Here is an 18,396-nt window from a genome sequence, read left to right on the forward strand (position 1 = left end):
ACAGGAGATATGGAACGGTCAAAAGTTGTGAGCAGGTAGGTTTTATTATTCCAGCTCCAGCAGTGTTCTGACATCGATAGGAACACCGGAGAAGCGTGCGTTTGAATCAGTCCGAATGCGAACTGAGTTCCGAGAGTTTCCTGCATCGCCGCGAAGACCATGTAGCGCTTCTGGTGCTAGGCCCTCCTCCCAGATGCTACTCATCGCAGCGCCCTGCTTCATACCGGGCAGGATGATGGAGTCATGGTGACGTGAGGCCACGGTGAACGCCGCCAGGGCGTCCAGCAATACAACATCGCCATACTTTGATGATCGAACGAGTCGGCCAATCGTTGGACCCTGGGGACGTGCGTTGCCCTCAGCATCGATGAGCCACCCCAGTTGGGAGTTGATGTGGCCGTCTGTTAGTCCACTCACCGCAGTGTCATTGTCAGTGACATATGGAGGGCGTGAGGGGTCCTCGGCAGACTCGATGTGCGCTTGGTTCATATCTAGCGCTAGTCGGATCGCGGTGATGATCGACTTGCCCGGTGTGGTGTCTTGTTGCTCTTGGTAGTTGGAGACCATGTAATCCACGATGGCTTCTCGCAGCAGTTTTTCATTACCCCAACGACCGGCCCTATCTTCAAACAGGTACTGTCCCCATTCGACCCCAAAACCAAGACCCTGCTCCAAAGTCTCCAGGTATGGGATGACAATGGTGATATCTGAGATCACCTCGGACAGTCGCTGCACCTTGGACTTTGGCAGGCTGCGCGTAATCAGCATTTGCTGAATCAGCTCTTGCTCTTCGGCGTAATATCCTGTGAAGAGCTTGGTGATCCTCTGCCACCCCATCGGACCCAGGCTGTCATATAAACCTAGGACGGCGTGCTGGGTGACCCGAGCTTGCAATCCCGTTGCCGCAGCGTTGAAGATAGCGTTGGTGACAGCTGGCGATGGACTAAGCGACCCACGACCGATCCGCAGAGTGATCGACCGCTGTGCTGCCGACGGAACGGAGAGTTCATTTTCGGCAGTGATAATCAACTGAGCTGCCGGCTTGGATGCTTTGCGAACCCCCATCTCACGAGTCATACGCATCTTTGGCGAAGCGTTGAACGTGGAGCGGATGATGTCGGTGATCGCAGTTTCCTGAGCCTCTGCTGCACGGCGTGAAGGGCTTGGTGCCAGGTCGTCAATGGTCCAGATCGGAGTGATGGACACAGCGTGCTCCATAGCGGCTCTGGTGTCTTCTGCCGAGCCTGGAAGTGCCGAGGTGAAATCTGATCCATTAGCAGCCCAGAACGCCATGATGTGCTTTGCAGTCATCGATTTACCGCCACCGGCAGGACCGTGAATGAATAAAGTGGACCTGGGATTGGCCACTGGCTCAAAGACGGGAACCACAGGGCGTAACGCAGACAGCAGGACAATTCCAGCAACACCAAGGTCAGTCCACGGCTCATTATCCAAATAGAGTTTCCTAACCTCGTTGAAGTCTTCGACTGCCTGGGCACGCCAACCTTCCAAGTCGTCTGCTGGGTGGATGACCTGGTGATCAGGGCGACCCCCGATGCCAAAGTTTGAAAGGTTGTGCAGGTCATCTGTGGTGATGCCTGGTCGCACAGATGAAGCAGACTCATGGGACCAGGCTGTGACCGTGTCACCAACGATAAATGCTGGCATATCTCCTTCTACTGGAACCCACCCCATCTTGGTCCACTCGATGTAGGTCTCGGTGTTGCTCGATGCGCGCTTCACAGCTTCCAGCCACTTCTCACCCTTTTGACCACGTGGCGGCCAGTGGGGGTGCATAGACAGGCCGTGAGGGATGTGGGCATCAAACTGATCCCATTCCGCAGGGAGTTTGCGAAGAATGGTGATTGGCCCTTCAACGAGGTGCGTGATCGGCTCGTGGTCATCGACCCGGTACGACACTTCAATGCCAACATAAGCATCGGCTGACCCTGCTTCGATTGGGTCTAACGCTTGGCCGGTCATCAGTTCTTGGCCGGTTGGTTCACGGCGATCTTCAATGTAGACAACCTGTCCACCTAGAGAAATGTCAGCTGGCACCCATTCAAAGCCTGCTTGCATCCCGTACTCATCGGTCAGGACTTTCAGTTCCTCGGTGTCGGCGAAGTCTTTGGTGATCCGCCAGCTACCAGGCTTCTGGTTATGATCTGAAATCCGTGGACGCTCAGGCAGTTTGCGTCGCAGGTGGCCGGCGTCAGGGTCGATCAGAGCATCCCAGGTTCCACGGTGAGACAAGAAGTCATCAATGCCATCTTTGCCGCCATCGTCAGCGGTGGGGGAGAGCAGCTTGACCTCACGCACCTTCTGATTGTTAATAAGGTGATTGTGGAACTTGCGCGCTTGATCCCACACCATAGGGTTGGTTTCAATATCGGCATCAAAGCCCATCCACGCGACTCGGCCTGCAAGATTGAGCTGACCCAAAGATACCGGGTCAGAGTGGAACGTGGTGGCTGATGGTGATCGCAGGATGAGCACCTGGGAGTCCACCGGTAGGTCTTCCATGAAGTCCATGAGGCGGTCAAGGGCATCGTCAGAGGTATTGGTCAGCAGGCCTGTGTCTGCACCGTGGGCGATCAGATGCGCAGTCATCGCTGAGTCACCTTTGAGCAGGCCTTCGGCAAACAGAATGACCGGGGCTTTTTTCAACCACTGGGTGGGGGTTGCAGGGTGGATATCAAGGTGCATAGAGGCACCTTTGGCAAAGATATATTTCATCGGTTTGCCGGGCCGCACCTCGACCGGTTCAGCGGGGCGCAGTTGCCACTCTGGTTCAAAGTCTGAGGTGTCTTTTCCATCGCGTAGCAGGTCGGTATATTTGACCGAGTACCAGGGCATAATCAGCCCATCCAGAGGCCGTCCATCGTCATCGGTTCCGACCACACCACCTTGAACTGAGCGGTACATTTTGTGGGTCTTTTTTAGACCAACATAGGTGGCCCACTCGTGGTATTCTTCATCGGTTTCTGCTCGCCAATATCCTCGGGATGCAGCAACGATTGGAGCAACTGCCGAGTCGAATAATTTCTCCGCAGCGGCACCTGTCATGTCTGACCCGTAGTCGTTTACCGTCCACAGTGGAGCTTTAGAGGGGGTATTTTTGGCTGGATTCGAGCCTTCCGATGGCGCATTTTTCGATGTTGGACGCCGTGAAGATGTCTTGTCGGGGGTTGGTGAGCTGCTTTTCGCGTTATTTTTTGACTGTTCCATACCCTGACAGTGTCCGGCGCCGGAGCGTGAAAAACAGGGAAAATCGCATTTTTGTCGATAAAACCGAAAAGCTGATGCATCGTGCGACGTGCCAGAAGTAAGAAATCGGTGTTTTGAGCATTCCGAAAGCGTATGTCCTAATTATTGGGTTGCTACGCTTACTTTGGATGTCTGAGAAGTTTATATTTCCTCAGTAAGCGTAGCACATGCTGTCAAGTCAATTCTGCAAATTTACAAATAATTAGGACATACGAGACCAAACACGTGTGATAACCGTCACAGCACTTTTTGACGAATTTCGGAGTTTTTGGACGATTTTTTGACCTTGACCATGAAAAGCATGGTCATGGGCATGAAAATTTTTCCAGCATGGTCAGAGCAGATGCCTGCCATTGCAACGAAGTAGACGATCTTGACCATGAAACCATGGTTTTTGCGGAACCATGTGTATAGGGAATTAAAAAGAAAAGAAAAAGAAGGACGAAAAAGTATGTCCTAATTAAGACAAATAATTAGGACATACGAGGAGTGTGAAAACTGGGTATGTGTGAAGAGGAAAGTATGCACGTAGGAAACAGGGTTACAAATAGCATGGTCTTGATGGTCAGAGGTGTGTACATCGTTGCAATAGAGCCGAAGTAGGGGTGTATAGAGCATGGACAGATATACACAAAGGATGGTTGAGAGTACACAAAGCATGGTTCTAGGCGAAATAGCATGGTCAGAGGAGTGCGGGGCATGAAAACAGCAGGACTGTATGTATGTGTATGTGAAAGAGCTTCTTAACACATACATACTGTTAACCAGCAAATCCGATACCCCCAGGGGGTATGTCAACCACGCTCAAGTTTTGCGCCGGACACTGACAGTGCATGACGCAAACCCCTCTGAAAACCCACAGCCTGTTCGACGATCTGATCGTCGGGTACAAGGCGTCCGAAGGTGCACCCGATGGCGCTGTTCCAGCTCCCGTCAACGGCACTACACCTGCCCCCGAACCTGACGCTGTTCAGCCGACTGCAATCAGTGACGACAGCACCACCGAAGCGCCACTATCCGATGCTCCCAGCAGCTATGAAGATGAAGCTTTGGCAATGGCACAATTCGTTGAGTTTCGTGACAACAAAATGCACGTGACCGACCGCGATCTGGTGACCTCCAAGATTCAGCGTTTCAAGCTCAGCCCCTCCACCGCATCCAGTCTGCTGGATAACTGCGCTGCATCGTGGGCGTTTGGGAAAATGATCCCCTTCGACGACTCACCGTTCAGCCCAGCCGGAGCTGGAGGGCTTGCACACGAAGCGCTGGAAAGTTTTTACGAACTACCTCGCAAGCAGCGTGACGGTGTTGCGTTAGCCGAGGAAATTTCCAAAGTCGTCGCAAAAACGTTTCCCGGTGATGCCGCCAAAGGTTCTTTGCTCACACAGAAGCTCAACCAATTGGCCGGCGGAATCTTTGATCTTGAAGACCCCAAGACTATCGACGTGGACCGCGTTGAAGAAAAGATCGAGGAAACCATCGCCGGTGTCCCGGTCACCGGAACTGTTGACCGTACTGAACGAGTCGATGACGGCGATGTGTGGATCGGAGATTATAAAACGGGGCGCTTCAAAGGTGAGCAATATCTTGGCGGCTACGAGCGAGCCATGCGCACCTACACGCTGCTCAAAGAAGCCCAGACCGGCATCCGTCCAGCTGGTGCATCATTGCTCTACACCGCAGCAAGCCATGAGGTCGATATTGATGTCTCCGACAAGCTGCTAGAGGAAACCAAAGATGATCTCGTTGACGCCTGGGATATTCACAACACGGCTATCGAAGAATCCGCGTTCCCGACGAAGGCCGGCCCCCTGTGCGGCTGGTGCCCTCTGGCCAACATCTGCGAAACCGCCCAAGATGCAGGCTTTGAACCGTCGCCAAAAGCCATTGATGCCGGTATCGAATTCATCCCCGCTGACGAAGAAGATGTCGAGGTTGATGATGAGCACGACGAAGACCTCGATGCCGGACACGGTGAAACCAAGCCGGAGCAATCCACCGGTGAGACTGACACACCGACCCCGCAGAAGGACACTATGAAAACCCGACCAATCATCGAAGAGCTCCAGCCCTGGGAGCTGCTAACTGACACCGGTGAACTCAACCCCAATAGCTGGGCTGCAAACTCGATGTTCCGGCTCTACAGCCGTATCGACGAAGCGATCCGAAATGCCCACCCAGACTTTGACCGCGACCGCCAACGCAGCCTGACAGTTTTGACCCTCACCGATGTGGTCGAAGTCATCACCGCCGGGGTCAACACCTGGACCGGAACCGACTCCACACCGCAAGACGGCGCATTCACCCGGCTCAGCCATGTCGCAGACACGTACATCCGAAACGCCCAGTGCGACTTTGATGACGAAGCCGAAGTCACATCCTGGCTCGATGAGCTTGCTACCGAACTTGGCTTTGCCACCGGCACCGTGCTCGATCTGTTCGATCAGGTCATGCCCCCTGAAGACTCCGACGAATAACACCAATCCCACGACAAGGAACCATCACAATGTCCAACCAGACCCGCACCAAACGCGAATACTTTGAACCAGGTGCTGTCGAAGCATCCATCATCGCTGCCGCAGCCTCCATGACCGGACCCAATGACCATGCCGACTGGAACGCCCAGATGCTGATGAACATCCGCGAGGTGGCAACCATGGCTCGCGACTGGAAGTTCCGCGACACGGTCAACGACCTACTCTCCGAGGACGCCACCCCGTTTGCCGCCATCATCCGCGGCTTTGAATTCCACGAAAGCTCACAGCGCTACGTCATCCAGCTGGAATCCAAAGACAAAGACGGCCCCAAGCTCGAATACATCAACACCAACCGCGTGGACTCTGACGCTTCAGTCGATCTGCTGATGGAAATCATCGAAGATGACCTCATGGGCAACAGCGTGCTGGTCTACAAACTGGTCGAAGCCAAAGGTGAGAAGAAATACCGCTCTTTGGGTCACGTGAAGAACCTTGGACCAGGCGACGATTCAGAATTTTCCGACCAGGAACTCGAAGATGATCTGTTGGATCACGTCGAATCCATCGGCAAGGCCCAGACCGGAGGGCGCCGACGCTAACCCCCTCCAGGACCCCGCCAGAAGCCACAGAATGTCGTCACAGGCGTTTGCAGGCTCGGAATTGGGAAGTGACACTACAACAAGCCACAGGCTGTCTGAGAGCATCGTGAGACGTTCTAGGGCACTCTGTGGCTTTGCCACATATAGCCAAAAAGACGCTGTCAGAACGGCTGGGGAAGACTGCAAAACAAAAGCCCTGCATGATGCCCAGGTAGAAGGATTCAAACCACCTAGGAGAACCAACCCATGAGCAATGACACCCGAAAGTCCAACGCTTTTGGCAACCAGTCCACCACCCCAAAACCCAACTTTGGCGGACAGCCCAACACCGGGGCACCAACCCCTCAGAAGCCTGGCACCGTGCACAATGATGCCAAACCAGCACCGGACAACGCAGCTTCCCCAAGTCAGTCCGCCGAGAAGACTCCGGCGAAAAAACAAGCCTCCAAGCCACGGCGTCGGACACGCACACCGCAGCGCACCACGCTGAAAATTGCCAACGAAGTCATCGAGGTCGTCCGCGATGTCGAAGCAGCAGACAGTGCAACCCGCAAGCTTGCCGCAACGCTGTTCACACTGGATAACGAGGTGGATGCCATTGCAGCCGCCATTGCCACGGTCGATAAAGACACCGTCGGCGTCGTCTCGTCACTAATCGAGCTTCGCGACACCGAAGACGCTCTGGACCGGATGGTCTTGGTCTCCACCTGGGACGCCAAGAAGACCACCACTCCAGCCTGGCGCTTCTTGCACGCACTGGACTTGGTCTCACGCCAGACACCGGGTAACGACACGAAGACCGCAGCCGAATTCGTCCGGGTTCTCGATGATCTTCCAGAAGAGCTTGACCTGCTGCTTGATTTGTTGAACTAGGTCCACAGGAATACCAGTGAATGATTTCGATCTCAACGCCATGATTCAGGAGCAGGATGGTTTACCTAGCCGTCCCGCTCCTGAAAAGGGCAAAGAAAAGAAGCGGCGTGGCAAACGCTCGAAGGCACCAAGTGACGGTCGTCCGGATTTGTCTGGCACCAAGGGTAAGGGTGCCGATATCGCCGACGAGTTCTTTCAGCGTGACCTCGTGGAGGAGCCTACCGACACCGCCGAGCTGTACCGCAAGCGTCAAAAGCGCGCTAAATGGCTACGGGTCTACATGTATGCGGTGCTGCTGTTTTTGTTCCCGATCTCGGCACTGGTCAACTTCATTCACGTCGGCAATACCGTCGGCAACCAAGAGCCTGTGGAAATCGATACCACCTCCACCCACAGCCCGCACAAAGCGATGGCCGTCCAAGAGGTCACCGACTATCTCAACCAGGACCCCGCACCACTGCCAGGGGTCAGTCTGTCGGGCTGGGACTACGTTGAGTCCACCTCCGACGGCAAACTTGCGCTGGAAAACTCCGACGACCAGCCAGAAGACTTCGACGAAGCACTAGCCGAAGCGATCTCTCACGAAACGCACTACTTATCGTTAGTCTCCGAGACTGGCGCACTCTACACGGCCTCTGTTGAGGTCGCTTTTTCAGACACTGATGGGGCATGGGTGACCGCCCCAGTTTCTGTGACCAGCCAAGCGCCAGTGTCCTCTGACACCACTATCGCCGGTGGCGACACATTCCCCGGACGCGCCTCGGTCAGTGGAAATACCACCGATATCGAATCAGCGGTACAAAACTGGTCTGAAAGCTACTTCTCAGCCGACCCGGTCCGACTAAAGCAAGCGGTGGGCGATGGTAGCGACAACACCGCCTATATGCCGATGCCACAGGCTGCAAACACCGAGGCGTCAGTCAACTCCATGGCGGTAGCTGACGAAGCAACCTTCAATGAAGACCAAGAGCAGTTTGACCACGTTATCGCCCGAGTCACCATCACTGTGACCTGGCCAGATGCAAGTAGCGGCATTGCCGGATTGGTCAATTCACCAGACGAAGCATCCTCCGATGAAGAGGCTGCTGAATCAGAAGAGCATGTGGCCGAATTCTCCTATGACGTGCTGCTGTTCGGCGCGGATACTGCCACTCCACAGGTGGTGTCTTGGGGACCTGTTGGATCATCCGATGATTTGGCCGAATTCTCCAACGGCATTGAGTACCGCGAACTACAAGCGGAGACGGAAGAGTAAAACGTGAGCAATAAGCGACATTCAGAAGACTTTGATCTTGACTCCATGGGCATCATGCCCACCATGAAGCGTCAGGTGATGGGCAATGGGATGATCACCTCGGTATCCGATGAGCACTCCATCTGGCTCTATGCCAAGGTGCCGCTGGTACCCGTTGCCGATGCGCGTGATACCCAGCGCCTCCTGTCGGCCTACATGCCGCTCTACGATGCGCTGAGCGATATCGCCAAGCTGACACCACGATCAGCCATCAAGCGTCGCAGTGCATCAAAGAACTCCTACCGACGCATCCACCTGCTTCGCACCAGTGTGCCAAAAGTCTGGGAGGCCGACATTGATGCACCACGTCAGATGCGCCACGGCCAGCAAAATCTCAACCGGTATCTGAACTCGGTTATGCATGGGGAGATCACCCGAGAATCAGTGCTACTACTGGGCGTTGAGCTGGCTGGCTCTATGACAGCTGGTGGGTTGAAAAATCTGCTGGAATCCTTCACCTACACCCTGGTGGAGGGCGGGACACCACTATCTGACTACGATCACGACCTGGAACGGCTCAACCGCATCTTTGCACGCGCCGGTCTCAACCAGCCATCACCGGCAGATATTGCTGCTGCTGACTCTTGGTGGAATCCTGGCAGTAACCCCGATGTGCCAACCCTGGCCCACCCCGAGCACATGCACGTCATCCGAGACTCGCGCACCGTGCGCTCTATTGCACGACTTGAAGAAGACGGCGTGGACTGCGAGGAATGGCCTGATGATCTCACCCGCGGTATGGGCACAAGAGCAGGCCAATCGATGGTGTCGTTTGGTTCAGTTGCCGATATTGAACTTGAATTCATCCGCCCAGATGACCCCAGGGCGAACTGGCTGATCCCGCTGATGGATGCCGGTGCGTTAGCCACCTCGATTCGTGGGTCACTAGAGCCACAACAGATGACTCGTGCAGAGATACGCCGCAACCGCCGCAACTACCTCAACGACCGCGCAGAGCAGCAACAGCATGGTCGCATGAGCCGTGGCGAGCAAGAGGAAAAGGTTGCCCGACTCCAGCAGATCGAAGATGTCTACGCCGGTGGCCACGGCTCACCAACGCTGGTGGAATCCTCGGTACTGGTCGCCATGGATGGCAAAATACGAGACTTTGGTGCCATTGAGACGGCTGCCGAAATCCGCCCCATGGAACACCGGCAGGATAAATCGTGGGTGGAGATGATGATCGCCTCCACGGTCAAGGCCAACCCCAATATCCACGACATGCCCATCCAGAACATCGCCGCATCGGGCATCCAAGACGCCTCACGGTCAGGGGATCGCCACGGCATCCTTCGCGGCTTCGCTGAGCGTGACGGGACGCCGGTCTACACCAACCCACAGGAGGCTTACAACGAGGAAGATGCACCGCCGGTGAGCATCAACTGTGGGTCCAGTGGCTCTGGCAAAGCCTCCTCTCTGAGAGAAATCATCAAAACCCCTAGTGGGAATGTACTTATGGGTGATCTGAAGGTCGGAGATATCGTCTACGGGCGTGACGGTAAGCCCTGCCATGTGCTGGAAATCTTCGATCATGCCGCCAAAACCATTGACGCCTACAAATTGCGCCTCTCGGATGGTCAGGTACTCACGGTGGACTCGAACCACCAGTTCGTGGTGTCTGACTTCCGCGCAAGAAACTACCGTGCTGCCAAGAAACACCAGAGCGGCATCGCCCGTCGGAAGCGCCTGATGGATCAGGTTGAGGCATTGCGTGAACTTGCCGTGCAACACACTGATGAGCAGCAGGTGGACGCACAGACGTTAGCTCAGAAGGTTGCACCAATTGTGGACGAGTCAACCTTCTCAAACGCACAGACGGTTCGCTCAGCACTACGCATGGTGGATATCGAGCCTGTCGCCAAAGCAGCATCACAGCCAAAGCTGGCCAAGGGATTCACCGCCGAGCACGAGACGAAGGTCTACGACGTTCGTCAACTCCTAGAGCGATGCATCGAGGACTGGACGCTGCCGATCACCAAGCACGAGGCTAAAAACCAGCAGTGGAAAGATGCTGTCGAGAAGCTGGCCGAAAGTCACTCCGATCAGCTGATCTCTTCACGTGAGCTGCGTGATGGCCTGGTTGCAGCAGGCTCACCGCTAGGTGCCCGATTCATCGCCGACAGCGTCACAGAAGTTGCACAAAACCATGATGCCTGGCACGACGGCGGGAAGGCTCCAAAGCCGCGCTACTACAAAGCCGAAGAAATGCTTGGACTACTGCACGATGTCCCAGTGAAGCACCGTGGCCACCCGTTCAAGACCGATGCGATTGAGGCTGCTCAGAAAGTCGCGCCGTTCGGTGGACGGGCGCATATTCGCCGCATTGCCAAGATGATGGTTGATGCCGGTATGACCCGCGAGGTGTCATCGGTACGGTCGGACCTTGGTCTGGTCGCCAAGAAATACAAGGTGCCATTCACCACTGAGACAGTCGAAGTCGAAAACCATGACCGCATGTCGCAGTTTGGCGGAGCAAAATACCTCTACCAGCACCGCAAGGCGCTACTCGGTCTATCCATCCGACTAGAGCAAATTGCTCAAAATACGCTGCTGCGCACCTCGGATGACGATGAGCAGGTCTTATCGGTCGGCGAAATGCTAGGTCGCGGCCTCAAAGCGGACAATGCAGGGTCGCAGTTCGCCATCAAGCTCACCCAGCCAGTCCAAGGTACGCACCGCGATCTTCCAATGGACCCGTATGTTTTCGGCGTCTGGCTCGGCGACGGGGCAACCGATGGATTCGGCTCTCTGGTGAGTCCTGAATTTGAAATTCTTGATCGCATTGAATCTGTCGGTTACGACATCCGCCGCGGCTCGATGAATAAGGAGACTCACCCAGAGAACTGGTGTGTTCACTATGTCACCAACTGGGGCCTTGACCTGAATAAGACTGGCGCGGTGGGGGATAAGCATATTCCGACCAACTACGCCACTGCCTCCGTGGAGCAAAGGTTCGAGCTGTTGCGTGGCCTCATGGATTCCGACGGCTCGATTGACAAGACTGGCAGCTGTGAGCTCTCCCTGTCTCACCAGCGACTGGCCGAAGATGCACTCGACCTCATTCGCTCTTTGGGCATCAAAGCTTCGCTGAACGTCAACACAGCAGGCTACCGGGACGCCGATGGTGTCTACGTGCAGACGAAGGATCGCCATCGTATCCACTTCACCACCGACCAACCTGTGTTCTGGCTGCCCCGCAAAGCTCAGCGACTGCCCGAGACGGTGCGCGGTACAAACCAGTGGCTCTACATCGAGTCCATCGAGCCAGCAGAGTCTGAGCCGATGCGTTGCATCACCGTGGACTCCGTTGACTCTACCTACCTGATGGCTGGCTATGTGCCGAACCACAACACGATGTTGATGCAGTGGGAAGCGTTTCAGGCCGACAAGCTGGGTTACCCACAGGTCATCATTGACCCTAAGCGTGACTCGGACCTCACCCCGACCGTGGAATCCATGGATAACGGGCGCGTCTTTGGTCTTGACCGACTGGCTGAGGAAAACGGCATTTTCGACCCGATCAAATACGCCTCGACTATCGAGGTGGGTATCGAAATGGCGATCTCCAACCTGGCCGAACTCAACCCATATGGCTCAACCATCGAGATGTCCCAGGCTGAGCCGCTACTGCAATACGCTCTGCGTTACGGTGCCGAAAAGGGCCACACCTCAACGCTGACCGCTCTACGCCGCGCAGTAGCCGATGCAGTTATCGAACCCAGCCTGGTGGAACGCATCGAGATGATGTCTCAGTCCTCCCCACTGTTCCAAGCCCTGGTCGGTTCCGATGATGACACTGTTGGTCTTCGTGTTCACGACGGCACGACACTGATCATGGCCGGCCAACAAGAGCTTGACCTACCAGCACCAGGACAGCCGCCAAAGTCCATCAACCAGCGCATTACCACCGCACTGATCCGCAACATTGTGCAGGGTTCTTCGATGGCACTGACCGGTCGTAACGGCATCATCCGACTCGACGAAGCGTGGGTATTCCTGTCCTCGAACCCAGAGGAGCTGATCAAACTGGGTCGTCTGGCACGCTCCCAGGGTACGGACGTGAACCTCTACACTCAGCGCGTCACCGACATCACCAACGCCAATCTGAACGACAGCGTGACCCGCGGTGTCATCTTGCACTTGAAGAGTGTGGATGAAGCCAGGGCAGCATGTGAAATCTTTGGACTGGAACCAACACCGGAGCGCATTGGTCGCATCACCGCAGCTGGAACGTTGGATGACGATGAAAGTTCGCCGAACTACAACTCTCTGCGCGCATTACGTGATCCCCAAACCGGGGGAGTGGTCCGAGGGACCGTGGCGATTGATGTAGATATTCACGGACGTGCCGTGCCGGTGGAGATTCGCATTCCACAAAGCTTCTTGCGGATGGCCTCAACTCGTGCATCGGATGTGGCACAGCGCAAAGAAATGGACCGCGCATCAGCATGATACTGGTGCTCCTGTAGAGCCGGACACTGTAGAGACACAGTGCCACATCTGAAGGGAGGCAGCATTGAATACACGCAGACAACCACGCAACGTGGGCCGCAGCGTGCAACGTCTCGCTGCCACCTGTGCACTGACCGCGTTCATCGGTGGGGCATCCATGCTGACCGCTGATCACGCCGCAGCAACAGACCAAGATGACCATTCTGAGCAAAGTGCCACCGTGTTTTGGAAAGAGCTTGACCGTATCGAAGACACAAACGAAAACGGCACGCTTGGCGATCCCGGCGACACTTCCTACTGGAACTTCTATGGCGGCGGCACTGTAGCCGATCCAACGCAAGAACTCACCATCGAAGACCCCATGATCTTTGGCGACGAGGACTTCTCCATCGACAGCAAAACCATCCAGCCAGACCCACAGACAGTTGAAGATTTGGATGCAGTACGCAAAGTCCTACAGGGCGAGGCTTTGAAGGAGCTTGGGAACATCCCGCCGCTGCCAAAGGAGTCCGACTATGAAACCACCGATGAGATGGGTGCCACCGTGTTCGATGAAGAGTCGTTCAACGACGGCATCCAAGCGCACCATTCGGCGCAGGAAGACCACTTTGCGTTTGTTGCAAATGCCGCCAATACCTCTGATGTGTTCCAAGACAGCGGATTCCGCTGGGCAATGGTCCCACAGGGCTTCACCGACCAAATTGATCCCGATGCACTGGGGGAGGTGCAGTTGCCCGAGTATGTCGCACGGATGCAGTTCGAGCACGTTATCACCCAAGGCGATGTAACCGAAGACGATGACGGCATATGCACCGTCGGCTCCACCGCCACCTCAAACTACAGTCTGGTCAAATCCGATACCCCAATGACCCCGTTGCTCAGTGAAGCGTCTGAAGCACAGGCCGGCAGCTTGGCAACAACACAGGACCTAGTGTCAGTGCGAACGGTCGCCGACGTGGAGTGTGCACCGGATGAAGAAGAGCCCGAGCCAGAAGCTACCAGCGATCCGACCCCGGAGCCTGAGCAAACCGAGGTGGAAGAGGCACCTGTAGAGACCGAAGAGCTCGAAACCCAAAAGGCAGTCACACCCCCTCCGGTAGATGAGACACCCACTGTCGAGCCGACCGAAGAAGAGACCCAGCACAATCCGTTTGACGATCCCGACCGGGTCGAGCCGATCAATATTAGCTCCGGCAACGCATCCACCCCAACCCCCATGTGGCCACTGTGGACCGGCGTCACTATGATCTCGGTTGCTGGCATAGGTATCTCTGCATACGCCATTAGTCGTTTGCGCGTCAGGGCATCGCTGAACGAGTAAGGCCCCAGCTGCCCGGACACTAACTGTGCATGACAGCTCAGATGACAGATGCGCAGCGCCGACAGAACGCCAACCGCGATAAGCGCGGCAAGTACCAGGAAAAAGAACACTCCGAAGCAGAAGCCACCTTGCTCGTGGCCAATCCGGCGGAAGATGAGATTGCCGAAAACGACCATGAGATCAAATACTCGTTCCTGGCCGACTTCGAGGCAATAGAAGACCAGTTCAACGCCGACTTTGATGGCGTGCCAACCCGCTTCTTCAACGCCGATCTTCGCGGTAGACCGGTAGACAGCGTCATGTCGTATTACAAATGCGATGACCTTGAAGAACTCAGCGACCTCGCCGGGGAACACGATGGCCGAAGGCTCAAAAAATACATCGACCACCGGCTGATCTCCGGAAGACTGTGCCATGCCGTTTCCGCCCCAGCAGACAACAAGATCGACGATGAGCAGGCCGAAGAACTGCTCCACGACCTTCCCGGCGCCACCAACGTCAAGCGCGTTGACGATCCGCAGCTGATGTATTCCTATGCCAAAAATGCCAACCGCGGCTGGCTCGTCACACTGTCCGATGTCAATGGGGATGGCGAAGAAGTCGAACGACTGATGCTGGTATCTGATGCCGGTAACAACAAGATGAGCGCCACAACACTGCACAGCGCACGTGACGGCATTCGGGCGGATCAGCAGATCACCCACACTGACCTTCGATCGGTAGTGGGTGCCAAGCGCATCGAAAATCTCACCGGAGACAACATCTTGGCCGCACAAGCCATGGCACCGGCCACTGGTATCCGCTCCGTGAACAAGGGTGATTACCCCAACGACGGCGAAGATCACATGGAGGTCTTTGCCATCGACCACCGCAGCGGAAAGCAGTACACCCGTTTGAAAGATGAGGTCACTGGTCGCCGACGACAGCTGCATTTAGACCACGAGGCCCAGGCGAAATCCGCAGCCATCGATGCGCTGATTGCAGTCGAAGACAAGCAGCTCGCCGGACGCAACTTCAAAGCGCAGCAGAAATATGTCAAAGACCAGCGTGGCTCCATCGCAACCGCCTTCGATGACAAGAAGAACCCGGATCAGACCCGCCAGGACATGATGGAAAATTCCAAAGTCGTGGCCGCCAACGGGGGATCATTCTCCAAGGTTGAGTACGACAACGATGTAGACCCAGCTGAGGCCGCCGACTTTGAAAATGCAATCCAAGAGGTCTCGGACAAGCTGCCACCTGTCCCATCAGGCCGGCAGCCCGACCTACGTGTCCGCTACCTTGGTAAGCACCGGGCAAAAGGTATCTACAGCCCGTCACACAACACGGTGGCCGTCGATGTCCGCACCTCCGAGGCGTATGTTCACGAGATGGCGCACTTCTATGATCTGACCGCCAAGGGCAACGCCTCGCTGACCGATGAGTTCAGGTCGATCTCTAACTCGTACTCCAGCGCGTTAAAGGAGTCCGATCCGAAGCGTCGAGGGTATTTGAATACTCCAACCGAGCAGTTTGCCCGAGGCTTTGAAATGTATGCGCATGAGCGTCTCGGGGTGAACAACCGCCTGGTGAATCCCGAGAATTTCCAGGGCAACGATTACGCACCGTATGCCAAAAACCCTGAACTCAAAGAAAAACTGTTCAACTTCTTCGATAAGACGTTCGCTCAGTGAAGTGGCTGAAATTTAGCGGGGCCATCGCCATCAAGATCGCCTCGGGAATCGTGATGTTGACATTGGCTGGGATCGCAGCTGTCTCAGTGTGGTTCGTTGCCTCGCAATATCAGGTGGCAGCCATCGACCAAGAGCCGTTGACTGATTACGGTTCCACCGCAGATGCAGTAATCGTCGAAGCCACCGATTCCTCTCCAGCCGTTAGAGCTACCGTCGGGTATTTGCCGGAGCGCAACGATGATCTGGCCTACGCCACGGTGCATGAAGTTCACCCCGAGTCCGATATGGTGCAAATCGTGCCGGAGCTCACCGGGGCCGACCACGAGCTGATAGCCCAAACCCAGGTCGTGCAAACGGTGGTTACCGATGCGCCAATCTTTGGGTCCACCGTGCCGTATGCCGGGGTCGCATTGCAGCACCCTGCCATCTTTTGGACGCTCTTCGCGGTGACGGGTGTAGCGGCATCTGTGGGCTTGATAGTGCCGGCCAAAAAATATGTGGCCGCTGTACAACCGCCAAAAGAAGAACTGAGCTCATATCAGATCGTCGAGAGGCTGTTTCCTAGCTTGCTGATCAGCGAATTTACCAACCCTTTAGACCGAAAAACCCGCGGATACAAGCCGTTTCAACCCTAGAAATTAACACATCTGACCCTTCAATCCCACCTCAACTTCTGCCGGACACAGTAAGAGCTAGAACACCACAGCACTCCGTTGTGGTGAGGTCCTGACGAACACAATATGTGCCGGACACAGTGAAACTACATCCTGGCACGCGCCAGACCGAAACAGTTTTACATCTCACCAGAAGTTTTAGGAAAAAATGAAGAATCAGAATCGCAACCGCACCTCTAAGGTGTTATCCGCAGCAGTCCTTGCTGCCATGTCCCTCCCGCTGACCGTTGGCACGGCTTTCGCCACCGAGGAGCAGACTCCAGTCGAACCAGCTGAACAGGGCGTCGAACAGCAGATTGATGCTGTTGAAGAAGTCGCTGAAAAGGCAATCACCGAAGAAGCTGTCGCTGAAGAAGCCCTCGAACCCGCTGTCGAAGAGCCAGTTGCCCAAGAGGCTCCAGCACCTGAACCGGAACCAGTCGAAGAACCAGTCGTTGAGGCTCCAGCCCCAGTGGTCGAAGAGGCTCCCGCAACGGCGCCCGTTGAACCGCCTGCACCAGAGCCAGTGGTTGAGCAAGCTCCTGCACCTGCTGTAGAAGAGGCTCCCGCACCAGCTCCACAGCCAGAACCAGTTGTTGAAACTCCAGCACCGGTCGTTGAAGAAGCTCCAGCACCTACACCGGAACCTGCCCCAGCCCCGGTCGAAGAAGCGCCTGTTGCTGAAGAGGCACCCGTTGCGGACATTGCCGAAGAAAAGGTTGAGTCTCAGAAGCCTGCACCCCAGCCAGCCGAAGAAGAAGTTGACGAAGTCGTAGAAGCTGACACCGAGCAAAACGACGAAACTGATGCTGAAGAGGCTGACATCACCGGAGCATCCGAGACTAACGTAGTCGAAGAAGACACCCAAGACGACGCTGCGGAAGCCGATCAGCAGGACGAAACGTGGGATGGCCAAGAGCCACGCCTTGAAGTCCTGTCCGCATCTGCCGACGAGAATTTCTCGGATACAGTCAAAGGCTCAACCAACCCTGTGCAGTGGCAAGAGTTTGACAGCCTGTTCATGAATGCTGTCAACCAGATTCGTATCGAAAACGGCCTCGACGCACTGATCCAGGCTCCTGACCTTGAAGAAAACGCCTTGGATTGGTCCAACCAGATGGCTGACGCTGGTCAGATCAGTCACCCAGATGATCTGAGCGATCAAATAATTGCTGGTGGTTGCTTCTCTGGTGGCGGCGAGAACGTCCTGTCCTCGGGCATGACGACGTCTTGGGTCAACGATGTTCCAACCATGGTTGACCGCGCTCTGAATTCTTACATGAACTCACCAGGTCACCGTGCAAATATCCTCAACGCCGGATACACCCACCACCTGTCGGTCTCGGTGGTTTCCGATGGCGATCCATTCATGAGCCTGTGGAACACCCACCGCTTTGGCCGAGACTGCCTGGTTGAAGATGTACCAGAGGTTGAAGAACCAGAAGTTCCTGAGCAGCCAGAAGAACCAGAAGAACCAGAGCAGCCTGAAGAACCAGAAGAGCCAGAAACTCCTGGTGACGGTGAAGATACCGAAGAGCCAGGTGATGGTAACGACGGCGAAGATGAGACCACTGATCCAGAGGTCACTGAACCTGAGCAGCCAGAAGAACCAGAAACTCCTGGTGACGGTGAAGATACCGAAGAGCCAGGCGATGGTAACGACGGCGAAGACGAGACCACCGATCCAGAGGTCACCGAACCCGAGCAGCCAGAAGAGCCTGAGACCCCTGGTGAAGACGAAGATACCGAAGAGCCAGGCGATGGTAACGACGGCGAAGACGAGACCA

The 18,396-nt window shown here is 55.6% G+C and carries 10 protein-coding genes; 9 read left to right on the forward strand and 1 reads right to left on the reverse strand.

Annotated elements, in window-relative coordinates; all coding sequences use genetic code 11:
• Positions 1 to 45: 45 nt before the first annotated feature.
• Positions 46 to 3,228 (reverse strand): P-loop NTPase family protein, encoded by a 3,183-nt coding sequence (locus tag ACYVJT_RS07820; RefSeq protein ID WP_343956453.1) that lies wholly within the window; start codon positions 3,226 to 3,228, stop codon positions 46 to 48.
• An 872-nt stretch (positions 3,229 to 4,100) separates the two neighbouring features.
• Between ACYVJT_RS07820 and ACYVJT_RS07825 the strand changes: the two genes are divergently transcribed.
• The 9 genes from ACYVJT_RS07825 to ACYVJT_RS07865 form a co-directional block, all read left to right on the forward strand.
• Positions 4,101 to 5,744: a RecB family exonuclease gene (locus ACYVJT_RS07825; RefSeq protein ID WP_343956451.1), complete on the forward strand. Its 1,644-nt coding sequence runs from the start codon at positions 4,101 to 4,103 to the stop codon at positions 5,742 to 5,744.
• 29 nt (positions 5,745 to 5,773) lie between these two features.
• Complete coding sequence (locus tag ACYVJT_RS07830) at positions 5,774 to 6,343, forward strand: hypothetical protein (RefSeq protein ID WP_343956450.1); 570 nt, start codon at positions 5,774 to 5,776, stop codon at positions 6,341 to 6,343.
• 246 nt (positions 6,344 to 6,589) lie between these two features.
• The gene (locus ACYVJT_RS07835) at positions 6,590 to 7,216 is read left to right on the forward strand and encodes a hypothetical protein (protein ID WP_343956449.1); all 627 of its coding nucleotides are present in this window, start codon (positions 6,590 to 6,592) and stop codon (positions 7,214 to 7,216) included.
• Positions 7,217 to 7,232: 16 nt separating this feature from the next.
• The gene (locus ACYVJT_RS07840; RefSeq protein WP_343956448.1) at positions 7,233 to 8,471 is read left to right on the forward strand and encodes a hypothetical protein; all 1,239 of its coding nucleotides are present in this window, start codon (positions 7,233 to 7,235) and stop codon (positions 8,469 to 8,471) included.
• A gap of 3 nt (positions 8,472 to 8,474) precedes the next feature.
• Complete coding sequence (locus ACYVJT_RS07845) at positions 8,475 to 12,962, forward strand: ATP-binding protein (protein ID WP_343956447.1); 4,488 nt, start codon at positions 8,475 to 8,477, stop codon at positions 12,960 to 12,962.
• Positions 12,963 to 13,026: 64 nt separating this feature from the next.
• On the forward strand, positions 13,027 to 14,283 hold the full coding sequence (locus ACYVJT_RS07850) for a hypothetical protein (protein WP_343956446.1): 1,257 nt from the start codon (positions 13,027 to 13,029) through the stop codon (positions 14,281 to 14,283).
• A gap of 29 nt (positions 14,284 to 14,312) precedes the next feature.
• Positions 14,313 to 15,956 (forward strand): hypothetical protein, encoded by a 1,644-nt coding sequence (locus ACYVJT_RS07855; protein ID WP_343956445.1) that lies wholly within the window; start codon positions 14,313 to 14,315, stop codon positions 15,954 to 15,956.
• A complete protein-coding gene (locus tag ACYVJT_RS07860; protein WP_343956444.1) occupies positions 15,953 to 16,591 on the forward strand; it encodes a hypothetical protein in 639 nt (212 codons plus the stop codon). Before ACYVJT_RS07855 ends, ACYVJT_RS07860 begins: the two co-directional genes overlap by 4 nt.
• A gap of 187 nt (positions 16,592 to 16,778) precedes the next feature.
• A partial coding sequence (locus tag ACYVJT_RS07865; RefSeq protein WP_499418277.1) for a CAP domain-containing protein occupies positions 16,779 to 18,396 on the forward strand: 1,618 nt, incomplete at its 3' end.

The organism is Yaniella soli, assembly GCF_054782375.1.